The following is a 16,314-nucleotide window of genomic DNA, read 5'->3' as shown; positions in this document are numbered from 1 at the left end:
TTATTTATCGGTTCCCTTTCGAGATTTCTTAAATGACCGAGCCTTCACATTCTCGTTTCAGGACTTAAGAAAGATTGGCGTCTCTCCGACACTATATATAGATATGAGCATCCGGAACGTCCTTCTTATTATATTTGGTACTGTTGCCGTGTCGGTGGCATCGACACTGATCACTATGCGCTTGACTCAAAACAAGACGAATGAAGTGGCTCCGATGCAAATCTCCCTACAACCACAAGTAGCAGTGACATCATCAGCTCCAGTACAAATGGTTCCTGCTAATAAACAGCCGATACCACCGCCACCTGCTCCTTCGCCTGCTCCCGCTGCGACCGCTGCTCCAAGTGCTCTTTCTACTTTGGCGGCCCTTCAACAACCGGAAGCATTCAAAGCTAAATCCGATAACAGAAAACTCTTAAAACCCGATGACGCAAAAAGAATGCTTTTAAAAAGAACTCCTGCCTGCGAAGGAGATTATGATGAATTCTGCACTGAGAATCAGTTTTTAATAGAACATCCTCTGGCTTGCCTTCGCAGCAACAAAGATAAGATTTCGAGAGCTTGCCTGAATCAAGTTCAAGGAGTTCAACAAGCTTTTCGCAAAGCGTGCGATACAGACATCCGTAGATTCTGCGCAGATGAAAATAACTACTTCTCATGCCTAAAAAGGAAGATCGCGGAGCTAACTCCGGAATGTCAGAAAAATATTAAAGAGTCTTCTCGCCAATAACTGACTCAGTTTGAAACAACGATTCTCTTTTCTTGTAATAATTCTGGACCGCTATTTATTTATTCACAAAATTACCCGATAAGAAGTGTATCAGTAGAGAGTCCTTACTTGAACGTATTTTAACAAGGAACAAAGGTATGAACTTCTCGATAAAAAGAACTTTTGTATTACTAGGTGTTCTTCTGATCACGGGTTTGGCCCATGCTCAGGTGTCATTGTCGGAAGTCCCTCAAGGTCTTACCGTCCAAGGACGCATTATCCAGCCCGATGGTCTTCCTTTAGAAGACTCCAGTGTTACATTTAATATTAAAGTTTTATCTCCGGGCGCTGAAGCCTGCGTGATCTTCGAAGAAAACCGTGTTGTTAATATGAATAACAGCAAAGGTGTTATCAACTTCGTGATCGGCGCTTCGGAAGCCGGCACTTCCGTGGTTAACGTAGGACACGCTCTTCCTATTCACAAGGTACTTAAAAACTCAGGTTCTCTGACAGGGTTAACAAAATGTGCGACGGGAGATACTTACTCCCCTCAAGCCGGAGACAGCCGTAAAGTTCGTGTTTCTTTTACAGTTGGATCAGAAACTATTGCGTTGTCACCTGACTTCAATATGCGTTCGGTTCCTTACGCAATGGAATCTGAAAACGCCGTGGCTCTTGAAGGTAAAAAAGCGGCAGACTTTATCGGTAAATCTGCGAACGTCACTCAAGACAGAGTTGAAACACTTCTTCTTCCTTCAAACTTTGACGGACTTCTTGCGTTATTAAATCCAACAGCAAGTTCTCCATCCACGGGTTCTATTGGTATTCCTTCTTCGGATGGGACTGCAGCGGCTCCGGCTCGCGACGGTCTTATGCGCTATGATGAAGCGACTCAATCCGTGCAAGTTTCTATCGGTGGACAATGGCAAGACGTTGTCACTGGAAACACGACCGTCGGTTCTACTAATATTGAAGATGGATCTATCGGTACAGCTGATATTGCCAACAACTCTGTGACTGGTGGAAAAATTTCGAACAACGCCATCACTACAGAAAAAATCCTGAATGAAGCTGTTACTTCCGACAAAATCATGAACGAAGCGGTTACTAACTCTAAAATTGCTGACGGTGCAATCACATTTAATAAAATTGCAAATGGTGCGATTAGTACTGTTAAGATCGTGGACTCTGCGATTACGTCTTCGAAAATTTTAGATGGTTCAGTAGCTACAGTGGATATTGCCAACAGTGCTGTGACCACGGCAAAAATTGCTGATAGCAACATCACAACTGTGAAAATTGCCGATCAAAATGTAACTACAGCGAAAATTGCTGACTCTAATGTTACGACTGCTAAGATTGCCGATCAGAACGTGACAACGGCGAAGATTGCTGACTCGAACGTCACCACTGCGAAAATTGCCGATCAAAACGTAACTACAGCAAAAATTGCTGATTCTAATGTTACAACTGCCAAGATCGCCGATCAGAATGTAACGACGGCGAAAATTGCTGATGGCAACGTGACAACAGTTAAGATCGCCGACGGAAACGTCACTGATGCTAAAATCGCTTCTGTTTCCGGCGCAAAAGTAACAGGAAATATTCCTGGGAATGCCGCAGGATTCTATGGAGCTTTAGGTGGCGACGTGGTTGGCGGACAAGGTTCAACTTCTGTTGTACGCCTTCAAGGTCGCAACGTCTCTAGTAACGGCCCTGGTGTGGGTCAAGTTCTTAAGTGGGATGGCGGACAGTGGATTCCTCAAGCCGATAACAACTCAGGCGGTACAATCACCAGTGTATCTGCAAGCACAGGCCTTTGGGGCGGTGGCTCTTCTGGTGGTGTTACTCTTGGTTTGACAAATACAGGTGTTGGCGCTGGCTGGTACGGTAACGCGAGTTACGTTCCTCAGTTCTATGTTGATTCTCAAGGTCGTATCACAGCCGTGAATCACGTGGCTATTGCGGCAGGCTCCAATTGCGGTGGTACTCCTCATGGTCAGGTTTATGTTTCTAATACAAGCTGCAGCACCGTTACTCTTTCCCAATGCTTAAATGGAGGAACTTCAACCGTTGTAACTGTGCCAAGTGGTGGTTCATGCGACGGAGATGGAGACGGATTCTAATCATTAATGATGAAGCAACTTGGATACTACTACGGTGCAATAATTCTAATTGTGTTACTAAGTCAGCTGACCCCGATGGGTCAGCGCTTATTTCCACGTCCGAAAATCAATACTCTTCAGTTCCCCTCTCAAGATCAAACTTTTAGCCCCGTCTTTCCGGTATTGAATCCAGGACTTCAACCTCAGTTCCCCGCTTCCGAAATTATTCTGCAAGAACGCCTCTTCGCACCCTTCATCGTTCTGAAAGAACAAAACCTCAAGAATAAAAATTTGTCGAAAGCTCATCTCAGCTTCGCGGATCTTCGCGAAGCTGACTTGCGAGGAACTGATCTATCTCAGGCGCTCCTTTATGGGGCCCACTTAGAAGGGGCTCTTTTTAACAGAGAAACCAAACTGCCTTTTACTAAAGATGTGGCTTTAACTTTTGGAATGAGGGAAGAACCATGAATTCCCTTTTAGCAGAGTTAAAAAAATATCCTTCCCTCTTTGCTGTAGGAATTCTACTTAGCCTTGAACATGTTTTAACGTTTATCTTTTGGCTGACTGAAAAGCCTTTGCACTGGATCCTGTCATCTTCATCTCCTTCGGTCTGTTGGCCGTTATTTGACGGTTGCGAGATCTTCAAACCCTCGGCCACCATCTTAAACATCATCTTAGGCATTTACTTAGTGATTGCCATTTCGTCTGTCGTCTTTTGGGCTCTACGCAAATATAAAGTGGCAATTCCTCTGCTTTGGACTCTTCTCCTAATAAAGAACATCATCATTCTTCAGGATTATCGACTTACAGGGAACTATCACTACCTTCCTACACTTATCACTTTGTCGTTCTTGCTCTTACCTCAGAGAGTCTACAGCCTCCCCTTCACCTTCTTCGTGATTTACTTTACAGCAGGTCTTTTAAAGATCGACATGAACTGGCTGAGTGGTGCCGCGATCAATGAGCGCCTTCTTCCGTTCTTCTTTACTAAGATTGGCGTTTGGTACGTGCTCCTCTTGGAACTAGGATTTATTTTCCTGCTGTTTGCAAAAAGAAATATTTGGTTTTACTTTTTATTCATCCAGTTGGTCATCTTCCATCTCTATTCGTGGCATCTGACGCGTTTCTTCTACCCGTCCGTAATGCTTCTTCTCTTAGGGATATTGTTGATCACTCGTTCTTTAGCTCCTCCTCTGGGAGTTTGGAATTCTTTTAAGACCGTTCTAAAACCCCGCATCGCTCGCACGCTCTTGGTGCTCTTCATCGCTTTGCAAGTTCCCCAATATCTTATTCCTGGCGATGCCGCGATGACTGGGGAAGGCCGAATGTATGCGATGATTATGTATGACGGTCGTGTGCAGTGCCAACCTCACCTCTCTATCTGGAAAAAAGATCAGAGCAAGGAAGAGCTTCCTTTGCAGCCGCCGTGGTTGATCACAAGAACTCAATGTGATTCGATGGTTTTCTGGCGTCTTGCCCAAAATGCCTGTGCATGGGCGAAAAAAGATCCGGAAGTTTTACAAATAGATCTTATCATCCCCGCTCGCTATGAAGGGGAAAAAGATTGGCAACCTTTGGTTGCCGCGACAAATATCTGCGAGAAAGAACTTAATTACTCAAGTTTCTTTCCCAACAATTGGATCAATAAACTTTCAAAAACCGCCGACTAAAATCGCGGGTCCGCTTGACGGGCTTCGACCCGATGCTCGTATTCGCGAATGATGTCGTGAACTTTTTTATCATCCAGATGTGCTAGCGCTTCTTCCACCAAAAGACTTTCTTGATCCCGTCCCACGGTTAAAAGGGCGGCAATTCTCTGGTCTTCATAATAGGCCACGGCGAAATCTTCTTTCTCCATATCGCCTAAGACATCCATGCGATCAAAGCGATCTGAAAATCCCGTGTAACACAGAGAAAGATCATAGTGCTGAGTCCAAAAGAATGGCACTTCTTGAAAACGCACTTTATCACCCAGAATATTTAAAGCCGCCACCTGTCCTTGTCGCTCCGCCACTTCCCAGTGTTCAACGCGAATAGACCTTTGACTGCGAGGATCTGGCCAGCGCGCAATATCTCCTGCTGCGTATATTCCAGGGACAGAAGTCTCCAAATACTCATTCACGACGATGCCGCCATTGACTTCACATCCAGCTTCTTCTGCTAAAGACGTGTTAGGTCTGATTCCCGCTCCGACAATAACAAAGTCACAGTCAATACTTTGACCCTCGTCTAAAAGCACGCTGCGATCTCTGATTTCTTTGACCGAGTGACCCAAATGGAAATGAACTCCATGCTGCTCATGCAATTTTTTAATATAACTTCCGACATGGACGCCGACAATTTTAAGCAAAGGCATTTCTTCCGGAGCGACAATATGAACTTCCATATTGCGCATTCTCAAAGCAGAGGCGACTTCCAGACCAATAAATCCTGCTCCGATAATTACAACCCGTGACGACCACGAAGTTCTTGCGATAATACGTCGACAATCTTGCAGCGTTCGCAACAAATAAACGTGATCTTTATCAACCCCGGGGATCGGCGGTTTAATAGGGGCTCCCCCAGTCGCGATCAGGCAATGATCGTACCTGAAGGACTTTCCATTAGACAGATGAACGGCCCGGCGATGCGGATCGATCTTCTCGGCACGCACCTCAAGTTCCATATGAATTTTATTATCTTTATAAAACTCTTCAGAATAGAGAGGAAGCCCATCATCAGGAGCATTCCCTGCCAAATAATCTTTAGATAAATTCGGCCGGTCATAAGGCAGAGATTTATCTTCGCTAATCAATTGTATACCGCCTTGATAGCCATGACGTCGCAACATCACAGCCGCCGAAGTTCCCGCGGCGCCTCCCCCAATGATGACAACTCTTTGTGAAGCCGTTTCTTCCCTTGGTGCAATCACCGGAGCCTTTTTATCTGTCACAAACATTTTTCCATCACGAAGTTCACTATGCCAAGCCGCCACGGGATTTAAAGCCGGAGCTTTCAGCGCCTCTCCTGTTTGCAAATCAAAACAGGCATGGTGCCATGGACAGTGAACTGTCTCACCCACGATCAAACCCTCATTTAATGGACCTCCATAGTGGGAACACTTAGCACCAATTGCGTAAAACATGCCTTCTTGACGCACAAGAAGTACGGGCTCATCGCCGACATGTCCTAAAAGACTTTCACCATCCTTTAAGACGTCTTCAGAAACACCTTTAGAGAAATCAGGACCACTGGTTTTTGCACTGACTGCCATGGCATTCTCCTTCTTAAAAGCAATCATAGTAACAATCACAAAGTCCTGCAGGCCGTGTCAGGAAGTTATGCAGAAAAACAACAAAGCACGTTGTTTATTTGTCGGTTGTCTCACCTTGAGACACGGCAGTTATTAAATTTCAGGTTTTGTCTTCAATAGGGAGATCATAATTCCGATGAGAAAGAGTGAACTTGTTTATGCCAATGGACGTAGGAGGCGGCACTTGAAACAATGGGTGAAAAAGCTTGTTGAACAGTTTGATATGGACTGGGGAACGCCCTCAAATAACAAAGAGGCCTCGCCCGCTCCGTCGCTCAGTGAAGACCGTGCGACGTTGCTCTATATATTAGATGTCTATAACAAACATCTTTTTGAAATTCAAAATCATCAGGTTCGCAAGGTGCGTGCAAAGCTCGACACCTTTGCCAAAGAGCTTGTGCAATCCAACTCAGATGAAGCGGAAAAAACTCTCTTTAAGATCCGTCAGTTTATATCCAGCTACCGTATTGACGAATACACCTATGTGCAGAACACCTTTGATGACTTTAAACGCATCATCTGGGATTTCGCCGATCACCTGAGCGAAGAAGCCCACGTGGAAGATTCTGCCCAAGGCGATATCAATCAAAGCCTAGAGCAACTCCGTGAGGCTGTCGAATCCAATTCCATCGAGGAATTGCGCGCCCGTTCCCGTGAGTTCATTAACTTTTATTTGAAACATCAGAATACCAGCAACGAGCGCCGTTCTAAACGCATGGAATCCATCAAAAAGAACCTCACAACTGTGAAGAAACAACTGATGGAAGCCAACCAAACCATGCGCCGTGACCATTTAACGGGGGCCCACAACCGCAAGAGTTACGACGAACAAGTGCGCCGCTACTTGCAACTTCACGAGATCGACCGCGATCCTATGACCATCATTCTTTTAGATATCGACTTCTTTAAAAAGATCAACGATGCCTATGGACATGATATCGGCGACTTCGTTCTGAAAGAATGTGTGCGCCTGCTCCAAGAAAGTTTTTCCCGCGAAGAGGACTTTATCGCCCGTCTTGGCGGTGAAGAATTCGCTGTGATCCTTCCAGGTTGCAATAGCGAAGCTGCCATTAAGATGGCTGAAGAGGCGATGGCTCGCATCCGCAAGGAAGTCTTTGTCCACGAGAAGCTTGAAATTCGTTTTACCGTCTCTATGGGCATCGCCGAAGTGATGAATGGTGAAAGTGCAGACAACTGGTATAAGCGCGCCGATGAGGCTTTGTACGAGTCTAAGCAAACCGGTCGCAACAAATACACCGTTTCTAAAGGCCCCGCGATTAAGCGCGTTGCCTAGTACGCTGTAACATTAATTTTAGCAAGGCGCGAGGAGGAAGGCGTACAAGTGTACGTCGACGACGAAGCAACGCAGATAAAATTAATGTTACAGTGTACTAGTGTCTAAAGTTTAGACAGTTGTTCATGATAAATTAGTGACCAGAAAAGCCTGAACAATCGTTCGGGCTTTTTTTATGTTTAGAAATTTCTGAACACTCGCTGCCAAATTCCGAACGAAATCAATTTTAGATTGAAGAGAGTTGGCTTCGCCTTTGCTTTGTGTCTTTGTCATGATGACAAGAACAATTCCTCCGAAAATATTTTTTCCTCTTTTGCTCACAACGCTTTCTCCCCTGACTTCTTTCGCGCAAGAATCGCGCGATATTGTAGTGGCCATCATCGACACTGGAGTTGATGTGAACCATCCTTTGATCAAAAAACATCTTTGGGTGAATCCCAGAGAAAAAGAAAATAGCACTGATAATGATGGCAATGGATATGCCGAAGACCTCCATGGATGGAATTTTGTTTCTAACAATGCGGACCTGTCCGACAATCACGGCCATGGCACCCATGTGGCGGGGATCATCTTGCAAAAAGCAAAATCCCATCGCGTGAAGTTTATGATTCTTAAATACTACGATCCTGAAAAATCAGGTGATGACAATCTATTGAATACTGTGAAGGCCATTCGTTATGCGACGAAGATGAAGGCCGATATTATTAACTATTCAGGCGGTGGCGATATTAAGAGCCCGCTGGAAGAGGCTGCAATCCGTGACGCCCAAAAACAGGGAATTCTTTTTGTGGCGGCGGCCGGTAATGAAGGGCGCAATACCGACCGCGTCGGCTACTATCCAGCGGGCTACCCATTGAGCAATATTATTTCTGTTGCCGCGATGGACTCGCGCAAGAGGTTGCTCGCAACCAGTAATTACGGCTTAAAATCCGTGGATATTGTGGCCCCAGGGAAAAACGTTCTCTCGTCTTTACCGGGAGGTCGTTACGGTTATATGACAGGCACTTCGCAAGCCACGGCCTGGGTGAGTGGCCTGGCCGCCTCCCTGATGATTCAATCAGATAAAACGTGGAAGCCAGAAGACATCAAAAAGTTTTTAGAAAAGAGTGCGGTGAAGGACCGCCAGCTCTCTAAGAAAATCCGTTCTCAAGCTCGTATTTCAAGCTTGCAGGCGGCTATGACATTCACTCCTTAAGCAAATGACGCAAAGGGCTCCGCGTGGAGCCCCGTTGCCAATATGTCAGGAGGCATTTAATCTTAAAGAATGAATTTACGCCTTTTGCTTTCTCTTAGTTTTTTACTTCTCTCTTCTTGCTCTCAAAATTCTCAAGCTCGTGAACAAGTGGCACCCAACTGCGCCCACGACGATACAACTTTTCGCTGCGTGAAGGTTTTAAAAAATTATGATGGTGATACTTTGACGGTGAACATCCCGGATGTTCCGGCATTGATTGGCAAAAATATTTCAGTTCGAGTCTTTGGCATTGATACCCCCGAAGTTAAAACCAAAGATCGCTGTGAAAAAGAAGCCGGACGTATTGCTCGCAATCTTGTTTCTACGACTTTAAAGAACGCGAAAAATGTTGAATTGCACAACGTTCAACGTGACAAATACTTTCGTATTCTTGCGGATGTGATGGTTGATGGAAAATCTTTGAAAGATATCTTGTTAAAGAACAACCTCGCCTATGCTTATGACGGAGGCACGAAACAGCATCCCGATTGGTGCAAGTCCCTCCGCCAGCCTGCCAGTAAATAGACTTGCGAAGTTTTATAGAGAAGCGCAAGCTGATTCTATGGAACTCAATAGTGTGGGGATTGTCTTTACCAAAGCTCACGATCCCAAAAAACTTTATCAATGGTATCAAGAAAATCTCGGCCTTACCCTGGATGACGACGGAGTCGCTGTTGTCCCCACTATCTTTCCATATGACACAAGTTATTTCACTCCATCGAAATCCCCCAGTACGATTAACTTTCAAGTTCTGCAACTAGCTCCCCTTATTTCCTCGTTAGCTGACAAAGGCGTTCGCATTGAAGACCACCTGGAAGAAAGTGAATATGGACGCTTTGCGTGGGTGTATGACCCCGAGGGAAACAAAATAGAGCTTTGGGAACCTCCACACTACAAAGACTCGTTGATCAATTTGCCAGAGCCCGAATAGTCGGTCTAAAATAGACCGATGGAAAAAACCAATAGCTCCCCGACATCTGACAAAAAGTGGTTTGAGCTTTTTAGCAATAAAGCGCGCGTTCTTTATCCCCACTCAGATCCTGCGCACGACTATCTTCACATCCAGCGTGTCGTGAGCACCGCTAAAAATCTTTGTCAGGCAGAACACGGCAATTGGGAGGTCGTGATGCCTGCGGCTTTTTTCCACGACTACATCAATGTGCCTAAAGGAGATCCTCGCCGTCCCTACGCGTCCCAGCTTTCTGCAGAAGCCGCGATTGAATACCTTAAATCCGTTGGATACCCTGACAAACACTTCGAGGCCATTCGCCACGCCATTGAAGCCCACAGCTACAGCGCAAATATTAAACCGGAAACCTTGGAAGCCAAGATCGTTCAAGACGCGGACCGCTTAGACAGCTTAGGAGCTATTGGTATTGCTCGTTGTTTTGCAACGTCCAGCTTGATGAGTCGTCCTTTTTACGCCGAAGAAGACCCCTGGGCTGAGTCACGCACATTAGATGACAAGAGCTACGGTATTGATCACTTCTTCCAAAAACTTTTTAAGTTGGTGGATCATCTCAATACTGAAACAGCAAAAAAAGAAGGCGAGCATCGCATCGCCTTCATCAAAACATACTTAGAACAAATCAAACGGGAAATCTAAAAGCTAGAACCCATTTCATAAACCCAAGGCCAAGGCGCGAGGAGGAAGCTGTACATTGTACTGCGACGACGCCAAAAATAGCTTTAGCTATTTTTGTGCGAAGCCACCAACGCAGGAATTGGGTTTATGAGATGGGTTCTATTTGCTATCGATCATTGGCGCCGGTGTTTGCTCAACAATACCTGCTTGATTGACGAACTCTCTCATCAGAGTCGCCAATGCCACTGTTTTTTCCGGATTCATTTTCTGCAAACACTCGATCATGTGCTCTTGAACTGTGCGCGGAATTTCTCCAAGCTTTTGTTCTCCACTTGGAGTCAACGCCACAACAACACGACGGGAATCTTCTTTGGAAATCGCACGGCTGACGTAACCCTGCTCTTCCAATTTTTTTACAACAACAGAAACAGAGCTCTGATGAGTGGTGGTTCTTAACGCCAGATCATTGATTGAAAGACCGGGTTCTTCCTTCAGTTTTTTCAGAACAAAAATCTGAGCCGCACTCAGACCCAATTCTTTTTCAAACTGACTTGAAGAAACGCGAAGAGCCTTGAAGATATGGCGAATGTAGTCCATAACCTCACTCACCTCTGAACGATATTGTGAAAACGAATCTCTGTTCATTTCTTCATTTAGAACGATACGCGCGAAACGCGCAACTTTATTTTTGTATGCGCTCTCATACATGACATTTTGCGAGGATGAAAAACTCATTCGAAAATTTTTGAAAATGAATTTTGCAAACTAAAGTGATGTCAAAGTGACATCACTTGGCAGACCTAGAGCCTTCGCTCCGGGTGCTTTTGAAAAATCAATTTTGTAGGCACGAAGTGCGATGCTGTCTGTTCCCCACTGCACATTTGAGCCATACAATTTATCACCTAAGATCGGGAATCCATGACGACTCAGATCAAAACGCAGTTGATGAGAACGACCGGTTACGGGTTGCAAATCCCATATCAGGAAACCCTCGGCATTGACACCAAGATACTCGGCCAAGGTCAAACTGTCTTTGCCTTGAGGGCTTTCGTAAGCACGTCTTTTCCCTCTGAGAATGCGGGATTTCCATTCAAACTTCTGACCGGGACTTTTAAGTTCAATTATTAGTTTTTGGTTAGGAACATTGGCTGGAATATGTGCATAATCCTGCGCCGTCGTTAGAGCTCGGTAGGTCTTTTGAACTTGTTTGTGTTCAAACCAAGCATTGGCTTGGCGATGAGCGTCCGGAGTTTTTGCATACATCACAAGACCTGAAACTTCGAAGTCCAAACGATGAATTGGATAGATTTGCCGCTTCAAGGATGTCTGCAGTTCAGTGCCTAAACAACACCGCTTGTCGTTCTCTTCATGACGACTTGGTGTCGAAAGCACACCACTTTCTTTGTCGCAAATAACGAAACACTCATTTTCAAAAATAATTCGAATCATTTTTTTCCGATGCCGACCAGGAAGATTTCTTTGGAAATTTTACGTGTTGAGTCCGGTTTCACCGCTTCACATTTATGGAACGACTTCTTAATTTCATCACGAAGTTTGGAAAAGTCATCGCTGTGAAAGAGTTTGCAAACGAAATGACCGTCTTTTTTTAAAAAGCGACGAGCCACATCCAACGCCAGCTCACACAACTCCATGGAGCGCGCTTGATCGGTCATGCGAATGCCCGTGGTTTTCGGCGCCATATCCGAGAGCACCAAATCAAAGGGCGGCACAAAGCCGTGCTCTTTAAAGATATCCTCAAGATTCAAATCACGCAGATCCGCTTGAATGAACACAGCATTGCTCAGCTTCACAGTCACTGGACTTAAATCAACACCCAAAACACGGCCTTTGTCGCCGACATTCTTGGAAGCGTATTGAGACCATGAACCCGGTGAAGCACCCAAATCCAAAACAGTCTGTCCCGGCCTAAAAAGTTTGTACTTTTTGTCGATTTCTTCGAGCTTAAAAACAGAGCGGGCCGCGAAGTTTTCCTGCTTGGCTTTTTTAAAATAGTGATCACGAGGATTGTAAGTCATATCGTAGGGTTATGTCGGTTTCCCAGCGCAAAGTCCAATACTAAATTTTGCATTCCCTTTTGCGCCCATTTATACTAGAAAAGATACACTCTTTTGGAGGATTCATGGGTCTGGTTATCACTATGGGCATCTTTTTTATCGTCGTCACAGTGATCTTTGTGGCTATCGCTGTCTTTTTGCCTGAGTGGATGGGGATCACGGGAGACAAGGCCAAACGAATCATCGCTGAGCAACAGCAAGACCCTGCTTCGTCATCAACACCACCTCAAGCTGAGTGATTTGCGGGCTCTTTAACAAGAGCCAACAAGATTCCTCCGGCTACGAATAAGAATATGAGTCCCATCATTCCCATGCGTGAACTTCCTGTCACGGTCACACCAACAGCAACAACCATGGGCCCTAAGATCGAAGCAAAACGTCCGACAAGATTGAAAAGACCGAAATACTCGCCGCTTTCTTCCTTGCGAATCATTCGACCAAACATCGAACGACTTAAAGACTGCACGCCCCCTTGGAACATGCCGATCATGGTTGCAAGCAAATAGAAATGCCAAGCTTGGGACATCTTTGTTGCCGCGATCACAGCAATGGCGTACATGAGAATGCACAATAAAATCGGCTTCTTGGTTCCCCACTTCTTTGTCGCTGTTCCAAAATAATAAGCACAAGGAAAGCCGATAAACTGCGTGATCAAAAGAGCCGCAATAAGATCTTTCGCTTCAAAGCCAATGGAAATTCCGTAATCCACAGCCATCGTCATGACCGTATAAACTCCATCGATATAAAGCCAGTAAGCGATCATAAAGGTCGCGAGATTCTTTTCCTGTATCAGCGCCTTCAAAGTTTTCTTTAAGGTGCGCAGACTTTCTTGTGTGAGTCGCCAAATATTATGAGAGTTCGCTTCAACATGAGGCTCAGGAACATTCTTGGCGAGAGGCAACGAGAACACGGTCCACCAGACAGCCACCATCACAAAAGAAATTTTGATCGCCACCACTCCATCAGGAAGTCCGAAACTTGCCGGGAACAAATACATCAAAACATTGATCAAGAAAAGAACACCGCCACCCAAATACCCCATCGAATATCCCAAGGAGGAAGCATAATCCATCTGTCTGCCGTCAGCCACGTAAGGCAAAAGAGAATCATAGAAAACACTGCTGGCGTTAAAAGCCATCATCGCAATGCCATAGGCAAGCATGGCATTCCACCAGTCACCCATGGGAATAAATCCCATCCACGCGCAAGCAATCACGCCCACGAATGTAAACAGCATGCAAAATAATTTTTTAAAACCTTTTAGATCTGCTACCACACCGAGTGTGGGGCTAAGAAGCGCAACGATCAGACTAGAAACAGAGATCACAGTTCCTAAGCGTGCTGTTGTGACAATCGCATCAGCACCATCGCTCCAGTATTTTTTAAAGAAGATGGGAAAAAATCCCGCCATGACGGTCGTGGAGTAAGCACTGTTCGCCCAATCGTAAAGTGCCCAACTAAAGATTTTCTTCTTTTGAGTCCGATCCATGCTTCCCCCGACTTTCTTCAAAGAGAACACGGAATGAAGAAGAACGGAAGAAGAAAATCAACGCTGACAGAGTCATTAAAAACATCAAACTGGAAAGTGCATTGAGCTTCGGACTCACTCCCAATTTCATCGCCGTATATAGTTTTACCGGCAAAGTATCTTGCCCTACTCCGTTGACGAAATAGGTGATCAAAAAATCATCAAAGGACAAGAGAAAGCTTAAAATAAAACCACCCATGATGGCGGGCTTTAATAAAGGCAAGAGAACGGTTTTCTGAATATGCCATTCGCTCGCTCCAAGATCACGGGCCGCATCTTCAAAGGACCGATCCAATGTCGCAAGTCTTGCGCTCACCGTCATCATGACATAGGAAACCGAGAAACTCACATGGGCTAAGATCACAGTGATCAGACTTAATTCCATTTTTAAAATAAAAAACCAAGACAGAAGCGACAGAGCAAAAACAATCTCTGGGAAAATCAATGAAACAACAGAAAGACCTTCCACAGTCCACGTCCAGGAACGCGTATTATGACGAAGTCCTAAAGCCCCCGCCGTACCGATGAGGGTCGCAAGCAAACTTGAACACAAGCCTACGAAGACGCTATTCAACAACGCACTTATCAACGCCTCATCGTTGAATACTTCAAAAAACCATTTGAGTGTTATCGTCAGCCGTTCGTTCTCTTTAACAAAGACGGCTCCTAGAATCATCACCGCGATAGGCAAATACAAAAACACCAAGGTGATCCACAAAACCAAACGCGCCGTCAAAGGTGCTGCGGGCCGCGCCCGTTCTTGTTTTTTCATGGCGCTTTCCTTCTTTTATTCTGTAAAACAAAAACCAGCGCCAAAAGAATGACCATCATCACAACAGATAAAGCGGAACCAAAAGCCCAATCACGGGACTTCAGGAATTGCTCAGTGATCAGATTTCCGTAGAGCATATTCTTGGCCCCACCCAGTAAATCCGGAATCACGTATTCACCCAAGGAAGGAATGAACACCAACAAAGAACCACTCCATAAAGCCTTTTTCAGATTTGGCAGAATGACAGAAAATAAAATCTTCCACACTCCAGCTCCCAAATCCTGAGCTGCTTCCACCAAACTAAAATCAAATTTTTCAAAGGCACCATAAAGAGGCAGCACCATGAATGGCAAATAGGTCGTCACCATTCCATAAAGAACCAAAAACCTATTTTGAGTCAGAGCAAAAGGGTCAAAAGGCATTCCCACGAATTGCAAAAGTCCTTGCAGGGGGCCGTCAACTCCGACGAACACTCGAATTGCATAAATACGAATCACCAGATTGGTAAGAAAAGGCAAAGCCATCGCCAAGACATACAGACGTCGCACCGAAGAATCCGCCGTGGCCATCGCCCAAGCAATAAGAACACCTAGCACCAAACAAAGGACTGTCGTTAACACCGCCAACTTCAAACTTTCAAAGAGAATACCCGCATAAGTCGGCGACACAGCCCGCAGATAATTTTCAAAAGCAAAAGTCCACTCAATGCCACCGTAAGTTCCCCGACTGGCAAAACTCACAATAACAACGATAGCCAAGGGAGCTAAAATAAAAACAAGAAACCACACCAGAGCCGGGAAAAGAAAAATATCGCGGAGTCTCATTTACTCCGCTCTCCAAACACCATGGCTTTACGCACATAGGCTTCTAAACTCATTCCCAAAACCAATTGATCCGGAGGCACATTGAATTTGCCTTTGATAAGACTTCCATCCCCCAAACGAATGGTCGCAAGGTCTTCACTGACTTCAACAAGTTCACCACGCAAGAGACTTGTTGATTCAATAAACTGAGATGCAAAGATCGTCTCCGGATTTTCATAGATTTCGCGCGGTGAACTGACTTGCTCTAAAACACCGTGGCTCATAATGCCGATACGATCTGACAGAGCTAAAGCTTCTTCTTGATCATGGGTCACACAAATAAACGTCAATCCAAGTTTTCGCTGTAAAGCCCGCAACTCTTTTTGCATGTGTTCACGCATTTTTTGATCCAAGGCGGATAAAGGCTCGTCCAACAAAAGGACGCGGGGTTCATTGACCAAGGCCCGAGCGACGGCCACACGCTGCGATTGCCCGCCCGACAAGGTCTCTGGTTTCCGATCACGAAATTCCGCCATATCAACCAGAGCTAATACCTCGGCCACCTTGGCTTCGATTTGGTCTTTAGAAATAGACTTCAGCTTAAGACCATAGGCAATGTTCTCTCCCACAGTAAGATGAGGAAACAAAGCATAGCGTTGAAAAACCATATTGAAGGGACGCTTTTGCGCCGGAAGATGGTCGACTCTTTGGCCATCTAAAAGAATCTGCCCTTGCGTTGCATTCTCAAGACCGGCAATGATCCTTAAAAGAGTGGTTTTCCCACAGCCGCTAGGGCCCAAGAGAGAGAAAAACTCGCCCTCACCAATAGAGAGGTTGATTCCCTTTAACGCCGTTTGACTGGAAAAACTTTTCCCGATATTCAGAAGTTCTAACATCAGCTTCACAATAAAAAGGAA

The 16,314-nt window shown here is 45.3% G+C and carries 18 protein-coding genes; 10 read left to right on the top strand and 8 right to left on the bottom strand.

Features of this window, described 5'->3' with window-relative positions; translation table 11 throughout:
* The first annotated feature begins 103 nt into the window (after positions 1–103).
* The 4 genes from ACL934_RS07175 to ACL934_RS07160 all read left to right on the top strand — a co-directional run bounded on the left by ACL934_RS07175 (position 104) and on the right by ACL934_RS07160 (position 4,484).
* Positions 104–730 (top strand): hypothetical protein, encoded by a 627-nt coding sequence (locus ACL934_RS07175; protein WP_374079310.1) that lies wholly within the window; start codon positions 104–106, stop codon positions 728–730.
* Positions 731–867: 137 nt separating this feature from the next.
* On the top strand, positions 868–2,835 hold the full coding sequence (locus tag ACL934_RS07170) for a hypothetical protein (protein ID WP_374079308.1): 1,968 nt from the start codon (positions 868–870) through the stop codon (positions 2,833–2,835).
* 6 nt (positions 2,836–2,841) lie between these two features.
* Positions 2,842–3,282 (top strand): pentapeptide repeat-containing protein, encoded by a 441-nt coding sequence (locus ACL934_RS07165; protein ID WP_374079305.1) that lies wholly within the window; start codon positions 2,842–2,844, stop codon positions 3,280–3,282.
* Positions 3,279–4,484: a hypothetical protein gene (locus tag ACL934_RS07160; protein ID WP_374079302.1), complete on the top strand. Its 1,206-nt coding sequence runs from the start codon at positions 3,279–3,281 to the stop codon at positions 4,482–4,484. Before ACL934_RS07165 ends, ACL934_RS07160 begins: the two co-directional genes overlap by 4 nt.
* Here ACL934_RS07160 and ACL934_RS07155 read toward each other — a convergent pair.
* Entirely contained in the window at positions 4,481–6,067 is a 1,587-nt protein-coding gene (locus ACL934_RS07155; RefSeq protein WP_374079299.1) for an FAD-dependent oxidoreductase, read from the bottom strand. The genes ACL934_RS07160 and ACL934_RS07155 overlap by 4 nt on opposite strands.
* A 223-nt stretch (positions 6,068–6,290) precedes the next feature.
* Here ACL934_RS07155 and ACL934_RS07150 point away from each other — a divergent pair, with 223 nt between their 5' ends.
* The 5 genes from ACL934_RS07150 (at position 6,291) to ACL934_RS07130 (ending at position 10,240) form a co-directional block, all read left to right on the top strand.
* Positions 6,291–7,400, top strand: coding sequence for a sensor domain-containing diguanylate cyclase (locus tag ACL934_RS07150; RefSeq protein WP_374079296.1), 1,110 nt, complete (start codon positions 6,291–6,293; stop codon positions 7,398–7,400).
* Positions 7,401–7,671: 271 nt separating this feature from the next.
* The gene (locus ACL934_RS07145) at positions 7,672–8,595 is read left to right on the top strand and encodes a S8 family peptidase (RefSeq protein WP_413613270.1); all 924 of its coding nucleotides are present in this window, start codon (positions 7,672–7,674) and stop codon (positions 8,593–8,595) included.
* A gap of 69 nt (positions 8,596–8,664) precedes the next feature.
* Positions 8,665–9,159: a thermonuclease family protein gene (locus tag ACL934_RS07140; protein ID WP_374079286.1), complete on the top strand. Its 495-nt coding sequence runs from the start codon at positions 8,665–8,667 to the stop codon at positions 9,157–9,159.
* A gap of 37 nt (positions 9,160–9,196) precedes the next feature.
* On the top strand, positions 9,197–9,565 hold the full coding sequence (locus ACL934_RS07135; protein WP_374079284.1) for a VOC family protein: 369 nt from the start codon (positions 9,197–9,199) through the stop codon (positions 9,563–9,565).
* 18 nt (positions 9,566–9,583) lie between these two features.
* Positions 9,584–10,240 carry an HD domain-containing protein gene (locus tag ACL934_RS07130; protein ID WP_413613269.1) on the top strand — a complete coding sequence of 219 codons (657 nt, stop codon included), beginning with the start codon at positions 9,584–9,586 and terminating at the stop codon, positions 10,238–10,240.
* Between the two features lie 138 nt (positions 10,241–10,378).
* Here the strand turns inward: ACL934_RS07130 and ACL934_RS07125 are convergent, their stop codons facing one another.
* From ACL934_RS07125 to ACL934_RS07115, 3 genes are read right to left on the bottom strand one after another with little or no spacing between them, the layout of a single operon-like run.
* Entirely contained in the window at positions 10,379–10,954 is a 576-nt protein-coding gene (locus ACL934_RS07125) for a MarR family winged helix-turn-helix transcriptional regulator (protein ID WP_374079279.1), read from the bottom strand.
* Between the two features lie 30 nt (positions 10,955–10,984).
* On the bottom strand, positions 10,985–11,668 hold the full coding sequence (locus ACL934_RS07120; RefSeq protein ID WP_374079276.1) for an RluA family pseudouridine synthase: 684 nt from the start codon (positions 11,666–11,668) through the stop codon (positions 10,985–10,987).
* Entirely contained in the window at positions 11,665–12,255 is a 591-nt protein-coding gene (locus tag ACL934_RS07115) for an RlmE family RNA methyltransferase (protein WP_374079273.1), read from the bottom strand. Before ACL934_RS07115 ends, ACL934_RS07120 begins: the two co-directional genes overlap by 4 nt.
* A gap of 104 nt (positions 12,256–12,359) precedes the next feature.
* On the opposite strand from ACL934_RS07115, the gene ACL934_RS07110 reads away from it, so the two are divergent.
* On the top strand, positions 12,360–12,533 hold the full coding sequence (locus tag ACL934_RS07110; RefSeq protein WP_374079270.1) for a hypothetical protein: 174 nt from the start codon (positions 12,360–12,362) through the stop codon (positions 12,531–12,533).
* Here the strand turns inward: ACL934_RS07110 and ACL934_RS07105 are convergent.
* From ACL934_RS07105 to ACL934_RS07090, 4 genes are read right to left on the bottom strand one after another with little or no spacing between them, the layout of a single operon-like run.
* Positions 12,521–13,783 carry an MFS transporter gene (locus ACL934_RS07105; RefSeq protein ID WP_374079267.1) on the bottom strand — a complete coding sequence of 421 codons (1,263 nt, stop codon included), beginning with the start codon at positions 13,781–13,783 and terminating at the stop codon, positions 12,521–12,523. The two genes, ACL934_RS07110 and ACL934_RS07105, sit on opposite strands and share 13 nt — an antisense overlap.
* Positions 13,752–14,594 (bottom strand): ABC transporter permease, encoded by an 843-nt coding sequence (locus ACL934_RS07100; RefSeq protein WP_374079264.1) that lies wholly within the window; start codon positions 14,592–14,594, stop codon positions 13,752–13,754. Before ACL934_RS07100 ends, ACL934_RS07105 begins: the two co-directional genes overlap by 32 nt.
* Positions 14,591–15,418, bottom strand: a complete 828-nt coding sequence (locus tag ACL934_RS07095) for an ABC transporter permease (protein WP_374079262.1) — start codon at positions 15,416–15,418, stop codon at positions 14,591–14,593. Before ACL934_RS07095 ends, ACL934_RS07100 begins: the two co-directional genes overlap by 4 nt.
* A complete protein-coding gene (locus tag ACL934_RS07090) occupies positions 15,415–16,293 on the bottom strand; it encodes an ABC transporter ATP-binding protein (protein WP_374079260.1) in 879 nt (292 codons plus the stop codon). Before ACL934_RS07090 ends, ACL934_RS07095 begins: the two co-directional genes overlap by 4 nt.
* Between the last annotated feature and the right edge of the window lie 21 nt (positions 16,294–16,314).

The organism is Bdellovibrio sp. HCB-110 (assembly GCF_047323225.1).
GTDB lineage: Bacteria > Bdellovibrionota > Bdellovibrionia > Bdellovibrionales > Bdellovibrionaceae > Bdellovibrio.
The sequence above is the reverse complement of the archived record's forward strand: the minus strand, read 5'-3'. Positions and strand labels throughout refer to the sequence as shown.

Bases quoted from the DNA above. Each gene is read 5' to 3' on its own strand.
- ACL934_RS07175 (WP_374079310.1), top strand. From the start codon at position 104: ATGAGCATCCGGAACGTCCTTCTTATTATATTTGGTACTGTTGCCGTG.
- ACL934_RS07170 (WP_374079308.1), top strand. From the start codon at position 868: ATGAACTTCTCGATAAAAAGAACTTTTGTATTACTAGGTGTTCTTCTG.
- ACL934_RS07165 (WP_374079305.1), top strand. From the start codon at position 2,842: ATGATGAAGCAACTTGGATACTACTACGGTGCAATAATTCTAATTGTG.
- ACL934_RS07160 (WP_374079302.1), top strand. From the start codon at position 3,279: ATGAATTCCCTTTTAGCAGAGTTAAAAAAATATCCTTCCCTCTTTGCT.
- ACL934_RS07155 (WP_374079299.1), bottom strand. From the start codon at position 6,067: ATGGCAGTCAGTGCAAAAACCAGTGGTCCTGATTTCTCTAAAGGTGTT.
- ACL934_RS07145 (WP_413613270.1), top strand. From the start codon at position 7,672: ATGATGACAAGAACAATTCCTCCGAAAATATTTTTTCCTCTTTTGCTC.
- ACL934_RS07140 (WP_374079286.1), top strand. From the start codon at position 8,665: ATGAATTTACGCCTTTTGCTTTCTCTTAGTTTTTTACTTCTCTCTTCT.
- ACL934_RS07135 (WP_374079284.1), top strand. From the start codon at position 9,197: ATGGAACTCAATAGTGTGGGGATTGTCTTTACCAAAGCTCACGATCCC.
- ACL934_RS07130 (WP_413613269.1), top strand. From the start codon at position 9,584: ATGGAAAAAACCAATAGCTCCCCGACATCTGACAAAAAGTGGTTTGAG.
- ACL934_RS07125 (WP_374079279.1), bottom strand. From the start codon at position 10,954: ATGAGTTTTTCATCCTCGCAAAATGTCATGTATGAGAGCGCATACAAA.
- ACL934_RS07120 (WP_374079276.1), bottom strand. From the start codon at position 11,668: ATGATTCGAATTATTTTTGAAAATGAGTGTTTCGTTATTTGCGACAAA.
- ACL934_RS07115 (WP_374079273.1), bottom strand. From the start codon at position 12,255: ATGACTTACAATCCTCGTGATCACTATTTTAAAAAAGCCAAGCAGGAA.
- ACL934_RS07110 (WP_374079270.1), top strand. From the start codon at position 12,360: ATGGGTCTGGTTATCACTATGGGCATCTTTTTTATCGTCGTCACAGTG.
- ACL934_RS07105 (WP_374079267.1), bottom strand. From the start codon at position 13,783: ATGGATCGGACTCAAAAGAAGAAAATCTTTAGTTGGGCACTTTACGAT.
- ACL934_RS07100 (WP_374079264.1), bottom strand. From the start codon at position 14,594: ATGAAAAAACAAGAACGGGCGCGGCCCGCAGCACCTTTGACGGCGCGT.
- ACL934_RS07095 (WP_374079262.1), bottom strand. From the start codon at position 15,418: ATGAGACTCCGCGATATTTTTCTTTTCCCGGCTCTGGTGTGGTTTCTT.
- ACL934_RS07090 (WP_374079260.1), bottom strand. From the start codon at position 16,293: ATGTTAGAACTTCTGAATATCGGGAAAAGTTTTTCCAGTCAAACGGCG.